The 15,618-nt window shown below is 70.6% G+C and carries 16 protein-coding genes; 9 read left to right on the top strand and 7 right to left on the bottom strand.

The genetic code is table 11. From position 1 onward, the window contains the following. The first annotated feature begins 234 nt into the window (after positions 1-234). Both ASG63_RS13235 and ASG63_RS13230 read left to right on the top strand, forming a co-directional pair. Positions 235-1,146, top strand: coding sequence for an alpha/beta fold hydrolase (locus tag ASG63_RS13235; RefSeq protein ID WP_056216847.1), 912 nt, complete (start codon positions 235-237; stop codon positions 1,144-1,146). A 169-nt stretch (positions 1,147-1,315) separates the two neighbouring features. Continuing rightward, positions 1,316-1,546 carry a hypothetical protein gene (locus tag ASG63_RS13230; protein ID WP_056216844.1) on the top strand — a complete coding sequence of 77 codons (231 nt, stop codon included), beginning with the start codon at positions 1,316-1,318 and terminating at the stop codon, positions 1,544-1,546. Positions 1,547-1,556: 10 nt separating this feature from the next. On the opposite strand, the gene ASG63_RS13225 is transcribed toward ASG63_RS13230, so the two are convergent. From ASG63_RS13225 to tpiA, 5 genes are all read right to left on the bottom strand, one after another. Then, positions 1,557-1,859, bottom strand: a complete 303-nt coding sequence (locus tag ASG63_RS13225) for a hypothetical protein (RefSeq protein WP_056216841.1) — start codon at positions 1,857-1,859, stop codon at positions 1,557-1,559. 236 nt (positions 1,860-2,095) lie between these two features. Then, complete coding sequence (locus ASG63_RS13220; RefSeq protein ID WP_056216838.1) at positions 2,096-3,724, bottom strand: CTP synthase; 1,629 nt, start codon at positions 3,722-3,724, stop codon at positions 2,096-2,098. Positions 3,725-3,983: 259 nt separating this feature from the next. Beyond that, positions 3,984-4,424, bottom strand: coding sequence for a preprotein translocase subunit SecG (gene secG / locus ASG63_RS13215; protein ID WP_056216835.1), 441 nt, complete (start codon positions 4,422-4,424; stop codon positions 3,984-3,986). Positions 4,425-4,632: 208 nt separating this feature from the next. Continuing rightward, complete coding sequence (locus ASG63_RS13210) at positions 4,633-5,391, bottom strand: GNAT family N-acetyltransferase (RefSeq protein ID WP_056216832.1); 759 nt, start codon at positions 5,389-5,391, stop codon at positions 4,633-4,635. Between the two features lie 80 nt (positions 5,392-5,471). Beyond that, positions 5,472-6,236, bottom strand: coding sequence for a triose-phosphate isomerase (gene tpiA / locus ASG63_RS13205; protein ID WP_056216829.1), 765 nt, complete (start codon positions 6,234-6,236; stop codon positions 5,472-5,474). Between the two features lie 176 nt (positions 6,237-6,412). Here tpiA and ASG63_RS13200 point away from each other — a divergent pair, with 176 nt between their 5' ends. The 7 genes from ASG63_RS13200 to ASG63_RS13170 all read left to right on the top strand — a co-directional run bounded on the left by ASG63_RS13200 (position 6,413) and on the right by ASG63_RS13170 (position 14,226). After that, positions 6,413-8,317, top strand: coding sequence for a peptidylprolyl isomerase (locus ASG63_RS13200; RefSeq protein ID WP_056216824.1), 1,905 nt, complete (start codon positions 6,413-6,415; stop codon positions 8,315-8,317). A 7-nt stretch (positions 8,318-8,324) separates the two neighbouring features. Then, a complete protein-coding gene (trpE, locus tag ASG63_RS13195; protein ID WP_056216821.1) occupies positions 8,325-9,848 on the top strand; it encodes an anthranilate synthase component I in 1,524 nt (507 codons plus the stop codon). A 63-nt stretch (positions 9,849-9,911) separates the two neighbouring features. After that, positions 9,912-10,526: an anthranilate synthase component II gene (locus tag ASG63_RS13190; RefSeq protein ID WP_056216817.1), complete on the top strand. Its 615-nt coding sequence runs from the start codon at positions 9,912-9,914 to the stop codon at positions 10,524-10,526. A gap of 64 nt (positions 10,527-10,590) precedes the next feature. Next, entirely contained in the window at positions 10,591-11,616 is a 1,026-nt protein-coding gene (gene trpD, locus ASG63_RS13185) for an anthranilate phosphoribosyltransferase (RefSeq protein WP_056216814.1), read from the top strand. A 9-nt stretch (positions 11,617-11,625) separates the two neighbouring features. Continuing rightward, entirely contained in the window at positions 11,626-12,477 is an 852-nt protein-coding gene (trpC, locus tag ASG63_RS13180; RefSeq protein WP_056216811.1) for an indole-3-glycerol phosphate synthase TrpC, read from the top strand. A 10-nt stretch (positions 12,478-12,487) separates the two neighbouring features. Continuing rightward, positions 12,488-12,973 carry a cyclic pyranopterin monophosphate synthase MoaC gene (gene moaC, locus ASG63_RS13175; RefSeq protein WP_056216808.1) on the top strand — a complete coding sequence of 162 codons (486 nt, stop codon included), beginning with the start codon at positions 12,488-12,490 and terminating at the stop codon, positions 12,971-12,973. Positions 12,974-13,008: 35 nt separating this feature from the next. Beyond that, positions 13,009-14,226, top strand: a complete 1,218-nt coding sequence (locus ASG63_RS13170) for a molybdopterin molybdotransferase MoeA (protein ID WP_056216806.1) — start codon at positions 13,009-13,011, stop codon at positions 14,224-14,226. Between the two features lie 14 nt (positions 14,227-14,240). Here the strand turns inward: ASG63_RS13170 and ASG63_RS26830 are convergent, their stop codons facing one another. Next, entirely contained in the window at positions 14,241-14,375 is a 135-nt protein-coding gene (locus ASG63_RS26830) for a hypothetical protein (RefSeq protein ID WP_274534736.1), read from the bottom strand. An 80-nt stretch (positions 14,376-14,455) separates the two neighbouring features. After that, positions 14,456-15,616 carry a hypothetical protein gene (locus tag ASG63_RS13165; protein ID WP_056216803.1) on the bottom strand — a complete coding sequence of 387 codons (1,161 nt, stop codon included), beginning with the start codon at positions 15,614-15,616 and terminating at the stop codon, positions 14,456-14,458. Positions 15,617-15,618 lie beyond the last annotated feature (2 nt).

Below are 15,618 nucleotides of genomic sequence, written 5' to 3'. Positions count from 1 at the left end.
GCGAATCCACGCGTGAAAACCGCGCAGGTGCGGGCACGGAACAGAACCGGCGGCCCTTCCGCGCGTCACCGTTCGAGGACGCGGCGAGCGATCTGCCGGAACCGTCGGGGGAAGGACCACCATGCCACACGGACATGCGCCGAACGATCGGCGCGGGGTGATGACGGGCGCCTCGAGCGGACGGGGGCTCGCCGCGTCCGCATCCCCCGCTGGGCGGAACCGGCGTTCGTCCTGATGGAGATCGCACCCATCGCCGGCCCGGTCGGGGGGATCTCACCCGCGGTGTCCGAGCGCCTCGTGCCACGATCGACCATCGACCTGCACGAGGGGCGTACGCTCGCCTACGCCGAAGCCGGGACCGGATCGCCCATCGTGCTCATACACGGGACGCTGATGTCCCTGGAAGACATGTGGCTCGGCCTGGTGCCTCACCTCGCCGAGCGGTTCCGGGTCATCGCCGTCGACCGTCCGGGCCATGGTTTCAGCCGGCGCCGGGGCGCAGCCGACGCCGATCTCTGGCGGCAGGCCGCCCTGATCCGGGAGGGCGTTCGGGCGCTCGGCCTGGAGCGGCCGATCATCGTCGGGCATTCCTTCGGTGGCGCGCTGGCGCTGGCGTACGGCCTTCGGTTTCCCGACGAGATCGCCGGTGTCGTCGCCCTGGCGCCGATCTGCTTTCCCGAGCCGCGCCTTGAACACCTGCTGTTCGGCCCTCGGGCGGTGCCGGGTGGGCGTTTCGCGTCGGACCTCCTCGGGCGCACGATGGACCCTGCGCTGCTGCCGCTCCTGTGGAACGCGATGTTTTTGCCGGCCACGATGCCGCCGGGCTATGCCGCCGCCAATCCGTTCGGGCTGGCCGGCACCGCAGACCAGTTGGTGACCGAAGGCGAAGACGCGGCCGGCCTGATGGTCGGCCTGACCCGAAACGCACTGGCGTATCCGGCCTGCCGGGTACCCGTCCGGATTCTCGGCGGCGATTCGGATCTCGTCGTCAGCACGCCGCGACACGGCTCTTGGGCCTCGCAGCTCATCCCGGGGGCGGCGTTCACCCTCCTGACGGGGACCGGTCACATGCTGCACCACCAGCATCCCGAGGCCGTCGTGAACGCCGTCCGTGCCGTCGCCGGTCACGATCCCGCGCAGGGTTGATCGAATTCGCACGCCGCACGTTTTCGCTCAGCGTTTGTCAACCGGAAGCCATTATTGCGGTGCACACGCAACCCGTCGGCGCAGCCACAGGCGCCGCACGGCTCCCATCTCCCGATCTCGCCGGATGCCCGAAGCCGGGTGCCGAGCGACCAGCCAAGGATCTCATCCCGTGAGCTTCACCGTCAGCGCGCGCGTCTTGGAGCGGTGCTTCAGTTTCCGCCACAGCTCCGTCCTGGGCGCCGTGGAGCAGGGCTGGTCGCTGATGATCGCGGGGATGACCGAGGTGCGGATCACTGACGCCTCGGGACGCGTTCACTGCCCGAACGCCCTGCATCAGCACCTGTTCGGACCGCGCGAGACGGCGCGGCCCGACTCGGATGTCATCGCGCTGGCGGCGTGAGCCGCGCGCGTCAGCGCTGAACGGTCCGTCCACCGAAGGTCGAGAACGACTCGTCGATGACGCCTTTCTGCGCGGCCTCGGCGTCGACCCGAACCTGGATCGCCCCCGTCAGCGCAGGCTCCCCCTCGGTCTCGCCCTTGCTCCGGCCGTCCTCCAGATCGCCCCCCGCCTGTTCCGTACCGGCGCTGTTGCGATCGCCTGCCGCCACAACCGTGATCGCGTTCCGGTCGATGCCGTGCTCCTGAACGAGGTGTTCCACGCTCATCTCGGCATCGCGGCGGGTTTCGAAATCGGCGGTGAAGATCGGCGGCATTCCATGACTCCCTGTGGGGCAGCGACCCCGTGTGAACAGTCAATGGAGCAACGGGGGCGACGTTCCCCAGGAGCCGGGCGCCGCCGTACCCGCCCGGGCGATGCCCGGGAGGCATGGGTCTGAGCCCGGTCGGAACAGCCGTCCGTCGGCCCGACCGTCGCTCCCGCAAGCCGGGAACGACGCCTCAGGCCGCAGGCCGGCGAAGACGGTCGGTGCGCGGCCGTTCCGATACCTGGCTAGACCAGACGGCTCTGGACGATGGCGGCGCCGATGAAGCTCTTGAAGAGCGGATGCGGCTCGAACGGGCGGGACTTCAGTTCCGGATGGAACTGCACGCCGATGAACCAGGGATGCCCGACATGCTCGACGGTCTCCGGCAGGAGTCCGTCCGGCGAGAGGCCCGAGAAGCGCAGGCCCTTGGCCTCCAGGCACTCGCGATAGGCCATGTTGACCTCGTAGCGGTGGCGGTGGCGCTCGGAAATGTCGGTGGTGCCGTAGATCTCGGCGATCTTCGAATCCGGCCGCAGGCTCGCCTGATAGGCGCCGAGGCGCATGGTGCCCCCGAGGTCGCCGGCCGCGGCGCGGCGCTCGAGCTCATTGCCCTTCAGCCATTCGGTCAGGAGCCCGACCACCGGCTCGCGGGTCTCGCCGAACTCTGTCGAGTTGGCCTCCGCGACGCCGGCGAGCGCCCGGGCCGCTTCGATGACCGCCATCTGCATGCCGAAGCAGATGCCGAAATACGGGATTTTGCGCTCGCGGGCATAACGCGCCGCGCGGATCTTGCCCTCCGCGCCGCGCTGGCCGAAGCCGCCCGGGACGAGGATGCCGTGGATGCCCTCGAGGAACGGTGCGGGATCCTCGCGCTCGAACACCTCGGCCTCGATCCACTCGAGGTTGACCTTGACCCGATGCGCGATGCCACCGTGGGTCAGCGCCTCGGTGAGCGACTTGTAGGCGTCCTTAAGGCCCGTGTACTTGCCCACGATGGCGATGGAGACCTCGCCCTCGGGGTTCTTCACCCGCTCCGAGATCGTGCGCCAACGCGACAGGTCCGGCTCGTCCTGCGAGGGCAGGCCGAAATGCGCCAGCACCTCCCGGTCGAGACCGGCCTCGCGGTAGGAGAGCGGCACGTCGTAGATCGAGGCGACGTCGCGGGCCTCGATCACGGCGGTCTCGCGGACGTTGCAGAACAGGCCGAGCTTGCGCCGCTCGTCCGTCGGGATCGGCCGGTCGCAGCGGCAGAGCAGCATGTCGGGCTGGATGCCGATGGAGCGCAGCTCCTTCACCGAGTGCTGGGTCGGCTTGGTCTTCAGCTCCCCGGCGGAGGGGATGTAGGGCAGCAGGGTCAGGTGCACGAAGGCGGTGGCGCCGCGGGGCAGCTCCTGCCCGAGCTGCCGGATCGCCTCGAAGAACGGCAGGCCCTCGATGTCGCCGACCGTGCCGCCGATCTCGACCAGCACGAAGTCGAAGGCCTCGTTCCCCTCGAGGACGAAGTCCTTGATCGCGTTGGTCACGTGCGGGATCACCTGGATCGTCGCGCCGAGGTAATCGCCGCGCCGCTCCTTGGTGATGATGTCGAGGTAGATCCGCCCGGTGGTGATGTTGTCGGCCCGCGTCGCGGCGAGGCCGGTGAAGCGCTCGTAATGCCCGAGGTCGAGGTCGGTCTCGGCGCCGTCGTCGGTGACGAACACCTCGCCGTGCTGCGTCGGGCTCATCGTGCCCGGATCGACGTTCAAGTAAGGGTCGAGCTTGCGCAGGCGGACCTTGTAGCCCCGGGCCTGCAGCAGGGCCGCGAGCGCCGCCGATGCGAGACCCTTGCCCAGCGAGGAAACCACGCCGCCGGTGATGAATACGTACCGCGTCATGGGCCTCGGTCCATAAACAAGGGAGAACGATTCGCCAAACAACAAAAACGCCTATCCCCCGCGATACCTGCGCATGCGCGGCGAGGACGTCGTTCGATCGGCGTTGCAACGAGGAGCGGCGTCCGAGCACTTGTCCGAGCACTTGGACGCCGGGTGTCTGGATAACCCCGCGGTTCACCTCGACCCGACCGGGCCCGGCGACCTCGCCGCGGTCACGTCTCGGTCGAAGGCCCCCTCCGTCGGGCCATCGACCGGCCGGTCAGCGCGACTGCGGGGCCTGCGGCACGGCCGGCTGGGCCGGCGCGGTCGCGGGCACCTGCGCCGGGGTGCCGGGCGCCGAAGTCCCACTCGCCGGAGTCCCGGGCTGGGTGCCGCTCTGACCCCGCAGGGTGTCGAGCAGGTTGCCGGCATTCGGCTGAGTCGCGGGCTGGCTGGTTCCGGTTCCTTCCAGGATCGAGCGCGGGGCCGCACTCCGGTGCGACAGGATCGCGAGCGCCATGCTGGTGGTGAAGAACAGGGCGGCGAGGATGGCCGTCGCGCGGGTCAAGGCGTTGGCCTGTCCGCGCCCCGTCATGAAACCCGCCACGCCGCCGCTCCCGCCGCCGCCGAGACCGAGACCGCCCTCGGAGCGCTGGAGAAGGACCACGGCGATGAGGCCGAGGACGACGATGAGATGGATCGAGATCAGAACGGTCTGCATCGGGTTTCCGGAAGCTTCATCATCCGCGCGCCGGTTCCGAGGAGAGACCCGGGCACGAATGCGTTACGGGCCGGTGAGTCCTGGCGCCGCCGACATATCCGCGGGGCCATACACCAGATGGCCCCGCGCGCCAACCGGACCGATGCTTCGGCACCGCGTCGGCCGGCGCGGCAGTCCTTCGAACCCCGGAGTTATCGCGGAGGCAGCCCTAGTCCCGGCGGCGGTAGCGATAGCCGTAGAGGCTGCGCGAGAAGCCGAGCCCGGCATAGAGGGCGCGCGCCGGCGCATTCTCGGCAACCACCTGCAGGCAGGCCCCGGTCGCCCCCTCCCGCCGGGCCCAGGCCATCAGGGCCAGGATCAGGCTGCGCGCATGGCCCGCCCGGCGATGGGACGGGTGCGTCGCGACGGATTCGAACACGAGGATCCCGCGATGCAGGACGCCGTAGGCGACGGCCACCGTCCGGTCCGCCTCGATCCGCCGCGCGAACATCCGGGGCAGGATCAGACACGCGATCGAGTCGCGGTAGGTCCGCAGGGCGACCTCGGACACCACGCCCTCGCAGGCGGCCCGCGCCGCCAGCCACGCCGCGTCCGGGGCATTGTCGAGGGCGACGCCCTCCGCCCCGTCGCGGTCGTCCGGCGGAAGCTCGGCGAAGAGCGTGCAGGCCTCGCCCTCGGACCGATAGCCGAGACCGTCGAGCAGGACATCCATCTCGGGCGCGAGATCCGGGACCCGGACGATCAGCGGCCGGCCGAGGTTCCGGTAGAGGGTCTCGGCCTCCGCGACGATGCGGGCGGGATCGTCGCGCCAGCCGCGCAGGGGATTGAGGGAGTTCGTCCGACGGGTCGGACCGCCCGAGGCCCGCAGGATCCAGCCGCCGAGGCCGATCTCCAGCGGCGAGGGTCGGGCGTTGCGGCAGGCCTCCTCGACGGCCCAGGCCCGATCCGCGTCCGATTGCCGGATCATGTCCGCCGACGAACCATGGGCCACTCCCGCCGAAACCCCGGGACCGAATCCGAATGAAATGGGATTTTTCGGCTCGATCCCTAGCGCAGGTAGGCGCGGGCGATGCCGAGGAAGTCGTCGGCGACCAGGCTGGCGCCGCCGACCAGCGCGCCGTCGACGTTGTCCACCGCCATCAGCTCGCGGGCATTGCTCGGCTTGACCGAGCCGCCATAGAGGATGCGCACCGCCTGGGCCTCGGCGCCGATGAGTTGGCCGAGCATCTCGCGCAGCGAGGCATGGACCTCGGCGATGTCGGCCGGGGTCGGCGTCAGGCCGGTGCCGATCGCCCAGACCGGCTCGTAGGCGATGACCGTGTCCTTGGCGGTGGCTCCCTTCGGTACGCCGATCGCGAGCTGCGCGCGCACGATGTCGAGGGTCCGGCCCTCCTCGCGCTCCTCCTTCGTCTCGCCGACGCAGATGATGCCGCAGAGGCCCGCGCGGCGGGCGGCCAGCGCCTTGGCGTGTACGCCATCGTCGGTCTCGTGGTGGTAGGCCCGGCGCTCGGAATGGCCGACGATGACGTAGGAGGCTCCGAGATCGGCCAGCATCTCCGCCGAGATGCTGCCGGTGAAGGCGCCGTTCGGCTTGGCGTGGAGATTCTGGCCGCCGATGGCGATCGGCGAGCCGTAGGCGGCCGCCACGCAGGAGGCGATCAGCGTGGAGGGCGGGCAGATGAGCACGTCGACCGTGTCGAGCAGGGCGGCGGTCAGGCCGTTGCGGACGGCTTCCACGACGGCGACCGAGCTGCGCAGGCCGTTCATCTTCCAGTTGCCGGCAACCAGCGGCCGTCGCCCCGACTTCGTCATCCCGTCCCTCGCTGCTAAGGCTTCGCTTCGCGGTCGCGCCGGCCCTAACAGAGCCTCAGGATGGGCGCAAACCGCGAACGCCCTTTGCGGTGACAGCACGGATGGTCTATCGCGGGCGACCTTCCCAGGAATGACGGGCGCTTCCGGCGCCCACGCGACGGGTGCCCGGACGTTCGATGCTGCAGAACATGCGCAAGGCCAGCCAGCACTGGCTCGGCAAGATCATCCTCACGGTGGTCTTCACCTTCCTGATCGCCGGCGTGGCGATCTTCGGCGTCGAGGAATTCTTCCGCGCGGGCTCGTCCACCAGCGTGGCCACCGTGGGCCGGGCGCAGATCTCCGCCGAAACGGTGCGCAGCGCCTATCAGAGCCAGCTCCAGCGCTACCAGAGCCAGACCCGCCGCACCCTGACGCCCGATCAGGCCCGGGCCCTCGGCATCGACCGCCAGGTGCTCGCGCAGCTCGTCAGCGAAGCCTCCCTCGACCAACAGACCGCCGCCCTCGGCCTGAGCATCCCCGATGCGGCCGTGCTGCGCGCGATCCAGGAGGAGAAGAGCTTCCAGGGCGCCGACGGCAAATTCGATCCCGCCCTCTTCTACCAGACGCTTCAGCGCGCCGGCATCAACGAGGCCACCTTCGTGCGCGAGCAGCGCTCGGTCGCCGCCCGCCTGCAGCTCGCCGAGGCGGTCGCGGCCGACCTGCATGTCCCCGAGGCCCTGCGCGAGGCGGTGCACCGCTACACCACCGAGCGCCGTTCGGTCGCTCTGATGATGCTGCCGCCCTCCGTGGCCGGTGAGATCCCGGCGCCCTCCGAGGATGCGGTCAAGGCGTATTATGAGGACAACAAGTTCGCCTTCCGCGCGCCGGAAGCCCGCGCCGTCACCCTGCTGGTCCTCGACCCGCAGGCGATGGCCAAGCCCGAGGCCGTGACCGCCGAGGACATCGCCAAGCGCTACGATTCCGAGAAGGCGCGGTACGGGACGCCGGAGCGTCGCACGATCCAGCAGATCGTGTATCCCGATCAGGCTGCCGCCGAGGCGGCCCGGACGGCGATCGAAGCCGGCGACAAGCCGTTCGAGGCGGCCGCCGCCGAGACCGGCGCCGATGCCAAGAACCTCTCCCTCGGGACGCTCTCCAAGGCGGAGCTGTTCGATCCCGCCGTGGCGGACGCCGCCTTCGCCCTGCCCCTGAATACGGTCAGCGCACCGGTGAAGGGCCGCTTCGGCACCGTCCTCCTGCGCGTCACCGCCATCGAGCCGGGAACGGTGAAACCGCTGGCCGAGGTCTCCGCGGACATCGCCAAGACCATCGCCCTGGAGCGCGCCAACAGCGGCATCGACGCGGCCCACGACGCGATCGAGGACCAGCGCGCCAATTCGAAGCCCCTGGCCGACATCGCCAAGGAGCGCGACCTGCCGCTCCAGACGATTCCGGCCGTCACCGCGCAGGGCCTCGATCCCGCCGGCAGGACCGTCGAGGGCATCCCGGATCGCGACACCACCCTGACCGCCCTGTTCCGGGCCGAGATGGGTGGCGACAACGAGCCCCTGCGCACCAAGACCGGGGGATACATCTGGTACGACGTGACCGGGGTCGACCGCGCCCACGACAAGCCGCTGGATGAGGTGCGCGACGAGGTCGTCGCCCGCTGGCGCGCCGCCGAAGTCCAGAGCCGGCTGCTGGCGAAGGCCAAGGCGCTGTCGGCGCGCCTCGACCAGGGCGAGACCGTCGAGGCCGTCGCCGCGGAAGCGGGCCTGACCGTCCAGAGCCTGACCGACCTGGCCCGCAACCAGGCCCAGGGCGATCTGACGGCCGAGGTTGTCAACCGCGTCTTCGCGACGGCCGTCGACAAGTCGGCTTCCGCAGAGGCCGGCGAGAGCCGCGCCCTGTTCAAGGTCACGGCCGCGACGATGCCGGCCTTCGTTCCCGGCTCGCCGGAGGACGAGGCGATCGGCAAGCGTTTCCAGCCCACCATCGCCGACGATGTCCTGGGTCAGTACATCGGCGACGTGCAGACCTCGGTGGGCGTGACCATCAACCAGGCGGCCTTCCGCCGGGCGATCGGCGGCGGCGAGTACTGAGCCGACGATGTCCGAGGACCCCGCCTTCACGGCCTTCGTCGACGCCTACGAGGCGGGCCGTCCCGCCCTCCTCAACCTCACCCTGGTGGCGGATCTCGAGACGCCCGTCGCCGCCTTCCTGAAGCTGCGGGCCGAGCACCCCGGCACCGCCTTCCTGCTCGAATCCGTCGAGGGGGGCGTCGTGCGCGGACGCTACTCGATGATCGGGCTCGACCCCGACCTGGCCTGGCGCTGCCGCGACGGCCGGGCGGAGATCGCGCGCGGTCCCGACCTGTTGGTGTTCACGCCCGAGGCGGCTGCGCCCCTGGCGAGCCTACGGGCCCTTATCGCCGAGAGCGCGATCGGCGCGGAGGGCGACACGGATGTGCTGCCGCCGATGGCGGCGGGCCTGTTCGGCTATCTCGGCTACGACATGGTCCGGGCCATGGAAGCCCTCGGAGACCCGAACCCCGATCCGCTCGGGGTGCCGGACGCGATCCTCGTGCGACCGCGCGTGATGGTGGTCTTCGACTCGGTCCGCGACCTGATCACCGTGGTCGGCCCGGTGCGCCCGACCGCCGGAATCGGCGCACGCGCCGCCTACGAGGCGACGTTGGGTCGGCTGGAGCGGGTGGCCGAGATCCTCGAAGGCCCCCTCCCTGTCGAGGCCCGTATCGACCCGCACGCGATCGCGCATCCCGAGCCGGTCTCGAACACGACACCCGAAGCGTACCTGGGAATGGTCGCCCGGGCCAAGGAGTACATCGTCGCCGGCGACGTCTTCCAGGTCGTGCTCTCGCAGCGCTTCGAGGCGCCCTTCACCCTGCCGGCCCTGGCCCTCTACCGCTCGCTGCGCCGGACCAACCCGGCCCCGTTCCTGTGCTACCTCGACTTCGAGGATTTCCAGCTCGTCTGCTCGTCGCCCGAGATCCTGGTGCGGGTCCGTGACGGGCGCGTCACCATCCGGCCGATCGCCGGGACGCGCCGGCGCGGCGCGACGCCGGCCGAGGACAAGGCGCTGGCCGAGGAACTGCTGGCCGATCCCAAGGAGCGCTCCGAGCACCTCATGCTGCTCGACCTCGGCCGCAACGATGTCGGCCGCGTCGCGCGCATCGGCAGCGTCACGGTCACGGGTTCGTTCTTCCTCGAGTTCTACAGCCAGGTCATGCACATCGTCTCGAACGTCGAGGGCGACCTCGACCCGAAGCACGATGCCCTCGCGGCCCTCGCCGCCGGCTTTCCGGCCGGAACCGTCTCCGGTGCCCCGAAGGTGCGGGCCATGGAGATCATCGACGAACTCGAGCGCGAGAAGCGCGGCCCCTACGGCGGCTGCATCGGCTATTTCGGCGCGCGCGGCGAGATGGACACCTGCATCGTGCTGCGCACCGCCCTGGTGAAGGACGGCCGCATGCACGTCCAGGCCGGTGCCGGCATCGTCTACGATTCCGATCCGGCCTCCGAACAGCAGGAATGCGTCAACAAAGCCAAGGCCCTGTTCCGCGCGGCCGAGGATGCGGTGGTGTTCGCGAGCCGGGCCCGGCGGGGACAGTAGCGCCCGGTTGACGGGTCGCCGGACTCGCGCCACACCGCCGTCATGCCTGCGCGCGAAGCTCCGATGTCCGACGTCCTCGTCATCGACAATTACGATTCCTTCACCTGGAATCTCGTCCACCTGATCGGCCCCCTCTGCGGTTCGATCGACGTGGTGCGCAACGACGCCATCACCACGCAGGAGATCCGCGCGCGCCGGCCCGACGCCGTGGTGCTGTCGCCGGGACCCTGTTCGCCGAACGAGGCCGGCATCTGCCTCGACGTGGTCAAGGACCTCTCGACCGAGATCCCGATCTTCGGCGTCTGCCTCGGGCTCCAGGCCATCGGGCAGGCCTTCGGCGGCGACGTGGTGCGGGCGCCGACGCCGATGCACGGCAAGGTCTCCAGCATCCAGCATCGGGCGTCGGGCATCTTCCGGGGGCTGAACGGGCCGTTCGACGCCACCCGCTACCATTCCCTGGTGGTGGAGCGGGGCGGCTGCCCGACCGATCTCACCGTCACGGCCGAGGCCGACGGCCTGATCATGGGCCTTCAGCATGCCCATCGGCCCGTCCACGGCGTGCAGTTCCACCCCGAAAGCATCCTGTCGCATCACGGATCGCAGATCCTGCGGAATTTCCTGGACATCGCGGCCACGTGGAATGCGGCGCGTGACAAGGGCCGCGACGGCGTGCATTGACGGGTTACGTCGCCTGTCTGGAATCAATCCGGTTCTCCGTGCCGGACCGTCACGCCCGAGCCACATGGAATCCTTCAAGCCCCTCCTCGCCAAGGTCGCCACCGGCGCGGGCCTGGACCGTGCCGAGGCGCGGCAGGCCTTCGACGATCTGCTCTCGGGCGAGGTCACGCCGGTTCAGGCCAGCGCCTTCCTGACGGCGCTGAAGGTCCGCGGCGAGGCCCCGGACGAGATCGTCGGTGCCGTCGAGGCCATGCGGGCGCGGATGCTGCCGGTGCCCGGCGTCGCGGGCGCCGTCGACGTGGTCGGCACCGGGGGCGACCATTCGGGCAGCTACAACGTTTCGACCCTGGCGGCGATCATCACCGCCGCCTGCGGCGTGCCGGTGGCCAAGCACGGCAACCGGGCCGCCACCTCGCGCTCCGGCGCCGCCGACGTGCTCACGGCCCTCGGCGTGCGCATCGGCCTCGCGCCGGACGAACTGAGCCTGTGCCTCGCCGAGGCGGGCCTGTGCTTCATGTTCGCCCAGACCCACCACGCCGCCATGCGCCACGTGGCTCCGGTGCGGGCCGAACTGCCGATGCGGACGATCTTCAACATGCTGGGCCCGCTGGCGAACCCGGCCGGCGTGCGGCGCCAGCTCTTCGGCGTCTCGTCGCCGGCCTGGGCCGAGCCGCTGACCGGCGTCCTGGCGGAACTCGGCAGCGACCGGGTCTGGACCGTGCACGGCAGCGACGGCCTCGACGAGATCACCGTGACCGGCCCCACCGCCGTGGTGGCGCTGGCGGACGGCCGGATCTCGCGCTTCACCATCGATCCGCGCGAGGTCGGCCTGCCGCTCCATGGGCTGGAAGCCCTGCGGGGCGGCGACCCGGAGCACAACGCCGCCGCCCTGGCCGGGGTGCTGGATGGGGGGCGCAACGCCTATCGCGACATCGCCGTCCTCAACGCGGGGGCCGCCCTGGTGGTGGCGGAGGCCGCCGGCACCCTGGCGGAGGGTGTCGTCCGGGCCGGTCAGGCCCTCGACAGCGGCGCCGCGCGTGCCACACTCCGGACGCTGGTCCGTCTCTCGAACCGTCGCTCGAACGCCTGAAAGCCCGTCATGTCCGAGCCCAAATCCGGGTCCGTCCCCGAGACCGCGTCCACCGAGCGCAAGGACGTGCTGGCCCGCATCGAGACCTATAAGCGGCGTGAGATCGCCGAGGCGAAGCTGCGGGTGCCGCAGACCAAGCTCGAGAAGCGCATCGCCGACGTCACGCCGCCGCGGGGCTTCGCCGAGGCCATCGCGGCGCATATCGCGCAGAAGCGCCCGGCCCTGATCGCCGAGGTGAAGAAGGCCTCGCCCTCCAAGGGCCTGATCCGCGCGGACTTCGACCCGGCCGTCCTCGCCGCCGCCTACGAGGCCGGCGGCGCCACCTGCCTCTCGGTGCTCACCGACACGCCCTCGTTCCAGGGCAGGCCCGAATACCTCACCGAGGCGCGCGCCGCCTGCGCCCTTCCGGTCCTGCGCAAGGACTTCCTGTTCGAGCCCTACCAGGTGTTCGAGGCGCGGGCCTGGGGCGCCGACTGCATCCTGGTCATCATGGCCTGCCTCGAGGACGACGAGGCCGCCGTTCTGGTGGAGACCGCGCACGACCTCGGCATGGACGTGCTGGTCGAGGTCCACGACACCGAGGAGTTGGCGCGGGCCCTGCCCCTCGGCACCCGGCTGGTGGGCATCAACAACCGCAACCTGAAGACCTTCGAGGTCTCGTTCGAGACCGCGATCCGCCTCGCCGCGGGCGTGCCGGCCGACCGGATCGCCGTGGCCGAGAGCGGCATCGCGGGCCATGCCGACGTGGTCCGGCTCGCGGCGGCCGGCCTCGACACCATCCTGGTCGGCGAGAGCCTGATGCGCGAGGCCGACGTGACGGCGGCCACCCGGCGCCTGCTGTTCGGCGACGCCCAGGCCTGAGGACGCGACGATGGCCGAACTCACCCACCTCGACGCGTCCGGCGCGGCCAACATGGTCGACGTGTCCGAGAAGGACGCGACCACCCGCACCGCCCGCGCGACCGGGCTCGTGGTCATGCTGCCCGAAACCCTGCGGCTGATCCGCGAGGGCGACGCCAAGAAGGGCGACGTCATCGGCACGGCGCGGCTCGCCGGCATCATGGCCGCGAAGCGCACCCACGAGCTCATCCCCCTCTGCCATCCCCTCCTGCTCTCGAAGGTGCGCGTCGATTGCGAGCCCGACGACGGCCTTCCGGGCCTTCGGGTGACGGCGGAGGTGAAGGTGCTGGGGCCGACCGGCGTCGAGATGGAGGCGCTGACCGCGGTCTCGGTGGCCTGTCTGACCATCTACGACATGGTGAAGGCGGCCGATCGCGGCATGCGGATCGAGGGCATCCGGCTGCTCGCCAAGGATGGCGGTCGCTCCGGGGCCTACCGCGCCGAGGATCGCGCTTGAGCGGCAGGCCTCCGAAACGGACGGGGTCCGCGGGCATGATCCCGGTCGCCGAGGCGCTGTCGCGGGTTCTCGAAGGCATTCCGGGTCCGGTCGAGACGGAGACCGTCGCGATCGGGCAGGCCGCCGGGCGTACGCTGGCGGCGGAGGTGCGGGCCACCCGGACGCAACCGCCCTTCCCCGCCTCGGCCATGGACGGTTACGCGGTCCGCAGCGCCGACCTCGCGGACGCGCCCGCCACCCTGCGGCTCATCGGGACCAGTGCCGCCGGGCACGGTTTCGCCGGTGTGGTGGGACCCGGTGAGGCCGTGCGGATCTTCACCGGTGCGCCGGTGCCGGAGGGGGCCGACGCGATCCTGATCCAGGAGAACGCCGAGGCGACATCCGACGGTGTGACCGGGCGGGACTCCGTGCCCGCGGGCCGCTTCATCCGCCCGAGCGGCCTCGATTTCCGCGTGGACGATCGCCTGCTCGCCGCCGGCGACGCGCTGGATCCGCGCCGCATCGCCCTCGCGGCCGCCGGAGGCCACGGCCAACTCTGCGTCCGGCGGCGCCCACGGGTGGCCATCCTCGCCACGGGGGACGAGTTGGTGGCCCCCGGGCAACCGGCGCGATGGGACCAGATCGTCGCCTCGAACGGGCTGGCCGTCGCGGCCCTGGTTCGGGAGGCGGGCGCGGAGGCCATCGATCTCGGAATCGCCGGCGACACCCTCGCGGCCCTGGACGATGCGATCCTCCGGGCGGTTTCGGCCGACGCGGATCTCCTGATCACGCTGGGCGGGGCCTCGGTCGGCGACCACGACCTCGTGCAATCGGCCCTGCGCAGCCGTGGCCTCGAACTCGGATTCTGGCGCGTCGCGCTGCGGCCCGGCAAACCCCTGATGCACGGGCGCCTCGGCCGGATGGCCGTGCTCGGCCTGCCCGGCAATCCCGTGGCCTCGGTGGTCTGCGGATTGCTGTTCGTGGTTCCGGCGATCCGCGCATTGCTGGGCGATCCGCGGGCGTCGGCGGACCTGTCCGAGCCGGCGATCCTGGGCTGCGACCTGCCCGAGAACGATTTGCGCCAAGACTATCTCCGGTCGCGGATCGAGACGGCGCCCGACCGCCTCCCGGTGGTCTACCCCGAGAACCGCCAGGATTCCTCGATGCTCTTCATCCTGGGTTCGGCCGAAGCGCTGTTGATCCGCGCGCCGCACGCACCGGCCGACAGGGCCGGTGAACCCTGCCGCATCCTGAGGCTCGACCGGCGCCTCTGACGTCTCGGCTGGACCTAGACGAGGTAGAGCGTGGCGTCGGCGCGGAAGACCCGCGGGCAATGCACGGCATCCACCCAGACACGCGCCTGGTCGAGACTGATGCTGCGCGAATCGGCGATGTCCTGCAGGGTCATCCAGCGTGACGACATGATCGGCTCCCTCGTGGTTAACGAAGTAACGGCCCAGCCTGTCGTTGGTTTCCTTGCCGGTGACGGACTCGCGTCGCGGCTCAGCGCAGGTACGTGACACTGTAGAGGGTCCGGCGCAGGGCCTCCTCGTCGACCCAGACGCGGCCGTTCTCGCAGGCCTCGCGCATGCCGGGTCGCATACGGGCGCAGTATTCGCCGGTGTTGTCCTGCACCCGATATTGGCAGCGACCCCCGACGGTTCGCCGCCCGATGACCGGACTGGCGTGATCCGCGTGGAGATCCGGGTCCTTGGGATCTCGATCCTCCAGCAGGTACCAGCTGTAGCCGATGGTGGGCACGCGACCGTGGTCCAGGGCGTAATCGATCATCGCCAGGATCCGGCTGATCGCCCGCGGGCTCGGGGGCGTCCCCGAATCCCGCATCTCCACGAACTCGGCCTGATTGGCTGCCAGCCGATAGGACACCGGAAGCAGAGGCACGGGCAGGCCGACCCGTCGGCAGCGTGCGTCCACATGCGCGATCCAGCCCGCATTGAAGGTATCGGTCTGAGGGTGGCGAAGATGGGGGACCGTGCCGGCGAGGCTGCGGAAGCTCATCGGCCGGGGCGCCAGGCGGCTGCGATAGCGCAGGCGACGCAGGGTCGACGCGGCGTAGCGATAGCCGTCGTTGGAGGGCAGATCGCGATCCTCGCAGAGGCCGCCGATGTTGTAGAGGAGCGCGGCCGTATCCTCCTCGCCGCCCTCGATCTTGTCGAAGTAGGGCAGCAGCTTCGGGTTGCCGGCCGGCGACATTTCGGCGGCGTTGCGGCTCCAGGCGATGTCGGCGCGCCAGTTCGGGTGTGCCTTCAGGTGCCGGCGCAGGGCCGGGATGGCCGTCAGGCGCTCGGGATCGGCGAAGTAGTATTTCGTGGCGACATCGAGGGGGGCGATCTGGCGCCCCAGCCGATGCGAAATCATGTCGGCGGTGGCGTAGGCGAAGCAGATCGCGCTCTCGCCCTGATTCAGCGGCATCTCACGCGGCGATGGCGACAATCCGACGTCGCGCGTCCCTTCGTGCTCCGCGAAGGGGATGCTGGTCGCCACCGGCGCACAGGTGGGATTGCGCACGTAGGCCGGCTTCGGCGGCAGGATGCGGAGATCCACCTGCGCCCGGGCGGGCATGGCCCCGACGGCGAGCAATCCCAGCAGGAACAGGACCGGTGCCGCTCCGTGACGGGCGCCGCCGAGCCGGAGCGAGCCCATCG

The sequence above is a fragment of the Methylobacterium sp. Leaf94 genome (assembly GCF_001426045.1).
Lineage (GTDB): Bacteria > Pseudomonadota > Alphaproteobacteria > Rhizobiales > Beijerinckiaceae > Methylobacterium.
The sequence above is the reverse complement of the archived record's forward strand: the minus strand, read 5'-3'. Positions and strand labels throughout refer to the sequence as shown.

What these genes read in the sequence shown, in the direction of transcription:
- ASG63_RS13235 (WP_056216847.1), top strand. Translation starts at nt 235, where the DNA reads ATGGAGATCGCACCCATCGCCGGCCCGGTCGGGGGGATCTCACCCGCG.
- ASG63_RS13225 (WP_056216841.1), bottom strand. Translation starts at nt 1,859, where the DNA reads ATGCCGCCGATCTTCACCGCCGATTTCGAAACCCGCCGCGATGCCGAG.
- ASG63_RS13220 (WP_056216838.1), bottom strand. Translation starts at nt 3,724, where the DNA reads ATGACGCGGTACGTATTCATCACCGGCGGCGTGGTTTCCTCGCTGGGC.
- secG (WP_056216835.1), bottom strand. Translation starts at nt 4,424, where the DNA reads ATGCAGACCGTTCTGATCTCGATCCATCTCATCGTCGTCCTCGGCCTC.
- ASG63_RS13210 (WP_056216832.1), bottom strand. Translation starts at nt 5,391, where the DNA reads ATGATCCGGCAATCGGACGCGGATCGGGCCTGGGCCGTCGAGGAGGCC.
- tpiA (WP_056216829.1), bottom strand. Translation starts at nt 6,236, where the DNA reads ATGACGAAGTCGGGGCGACGGCCGCTGGTTGCCGGCAACTGGAAGATG.
- ASG63_RS13200 (WP_056216824.1), top strand. Translation starts at nt 6,413, where the DNA reads ATGCTGCAGAACATGCGCAAGGCCAGCCAGCACTGGCTCGGCAAGATC.
- trpE (WP_056216821.1), top strand. Translation starts at nt 8,325, where the DNA reads ATGTCCGAGGACCCCGCCTTCACGGCCTTCGTCGACGCCTACGAGGCG.
- ASG63_RS13190 (WP_056216817.1), top strand. Translation starts at nt 9,912, where the DNA reads ATGTCCGACGTCCTCGTCATCGACAATTACGATTCCTTCACCTGGAAT.
- trpD (WP_056216814.1), top strand. Translation starts at nt 10,591, where the DNA reads ATGGAATCCTTCAAGCCCCTCCTCGCCAAGGTCGCCACCGGCGCGGGC.
- trpC (WP_056216811.1), top strand. Translation starts at nt 11,626, where the DNA reads ATGTCCGAGCCCAAATCCGGGTCCGTCCCCGAGACCGCGTCCACCGAG.
- moaC (WP_056216808.1), top strand. Translation starts at nt 12,488, where the DNA reads ATGGCCGAACTCACCCACCTCGACGCGTCCGGCGCGGCCAACATGGTC.
- ASG63_RS13170 (WP_056216806.1), top strand. Translation starts at nt 13,009, where the DNA reads ATGATCCCGGTCGCCGAGGCGCTGTCGCGGGTTCTCGAAGGCATTCCG.
- ASG63_RS26830 (WP_274534736.1), bottom strand. Translation starts at nt 14,375, where the DNA reads ATGTCGTCACGCTGGATGACCCTGCAGGACATCGCCGATTCGCGCAGC.
- ASG63_RS13165 (WP_056216803.1), bottom strand. Translation starts at nt 15,616, where the DNA reads ATGGGCTCGCTCCGGCTCGGCGGCGCCCGTCACGGAGCGGCACCGGTC.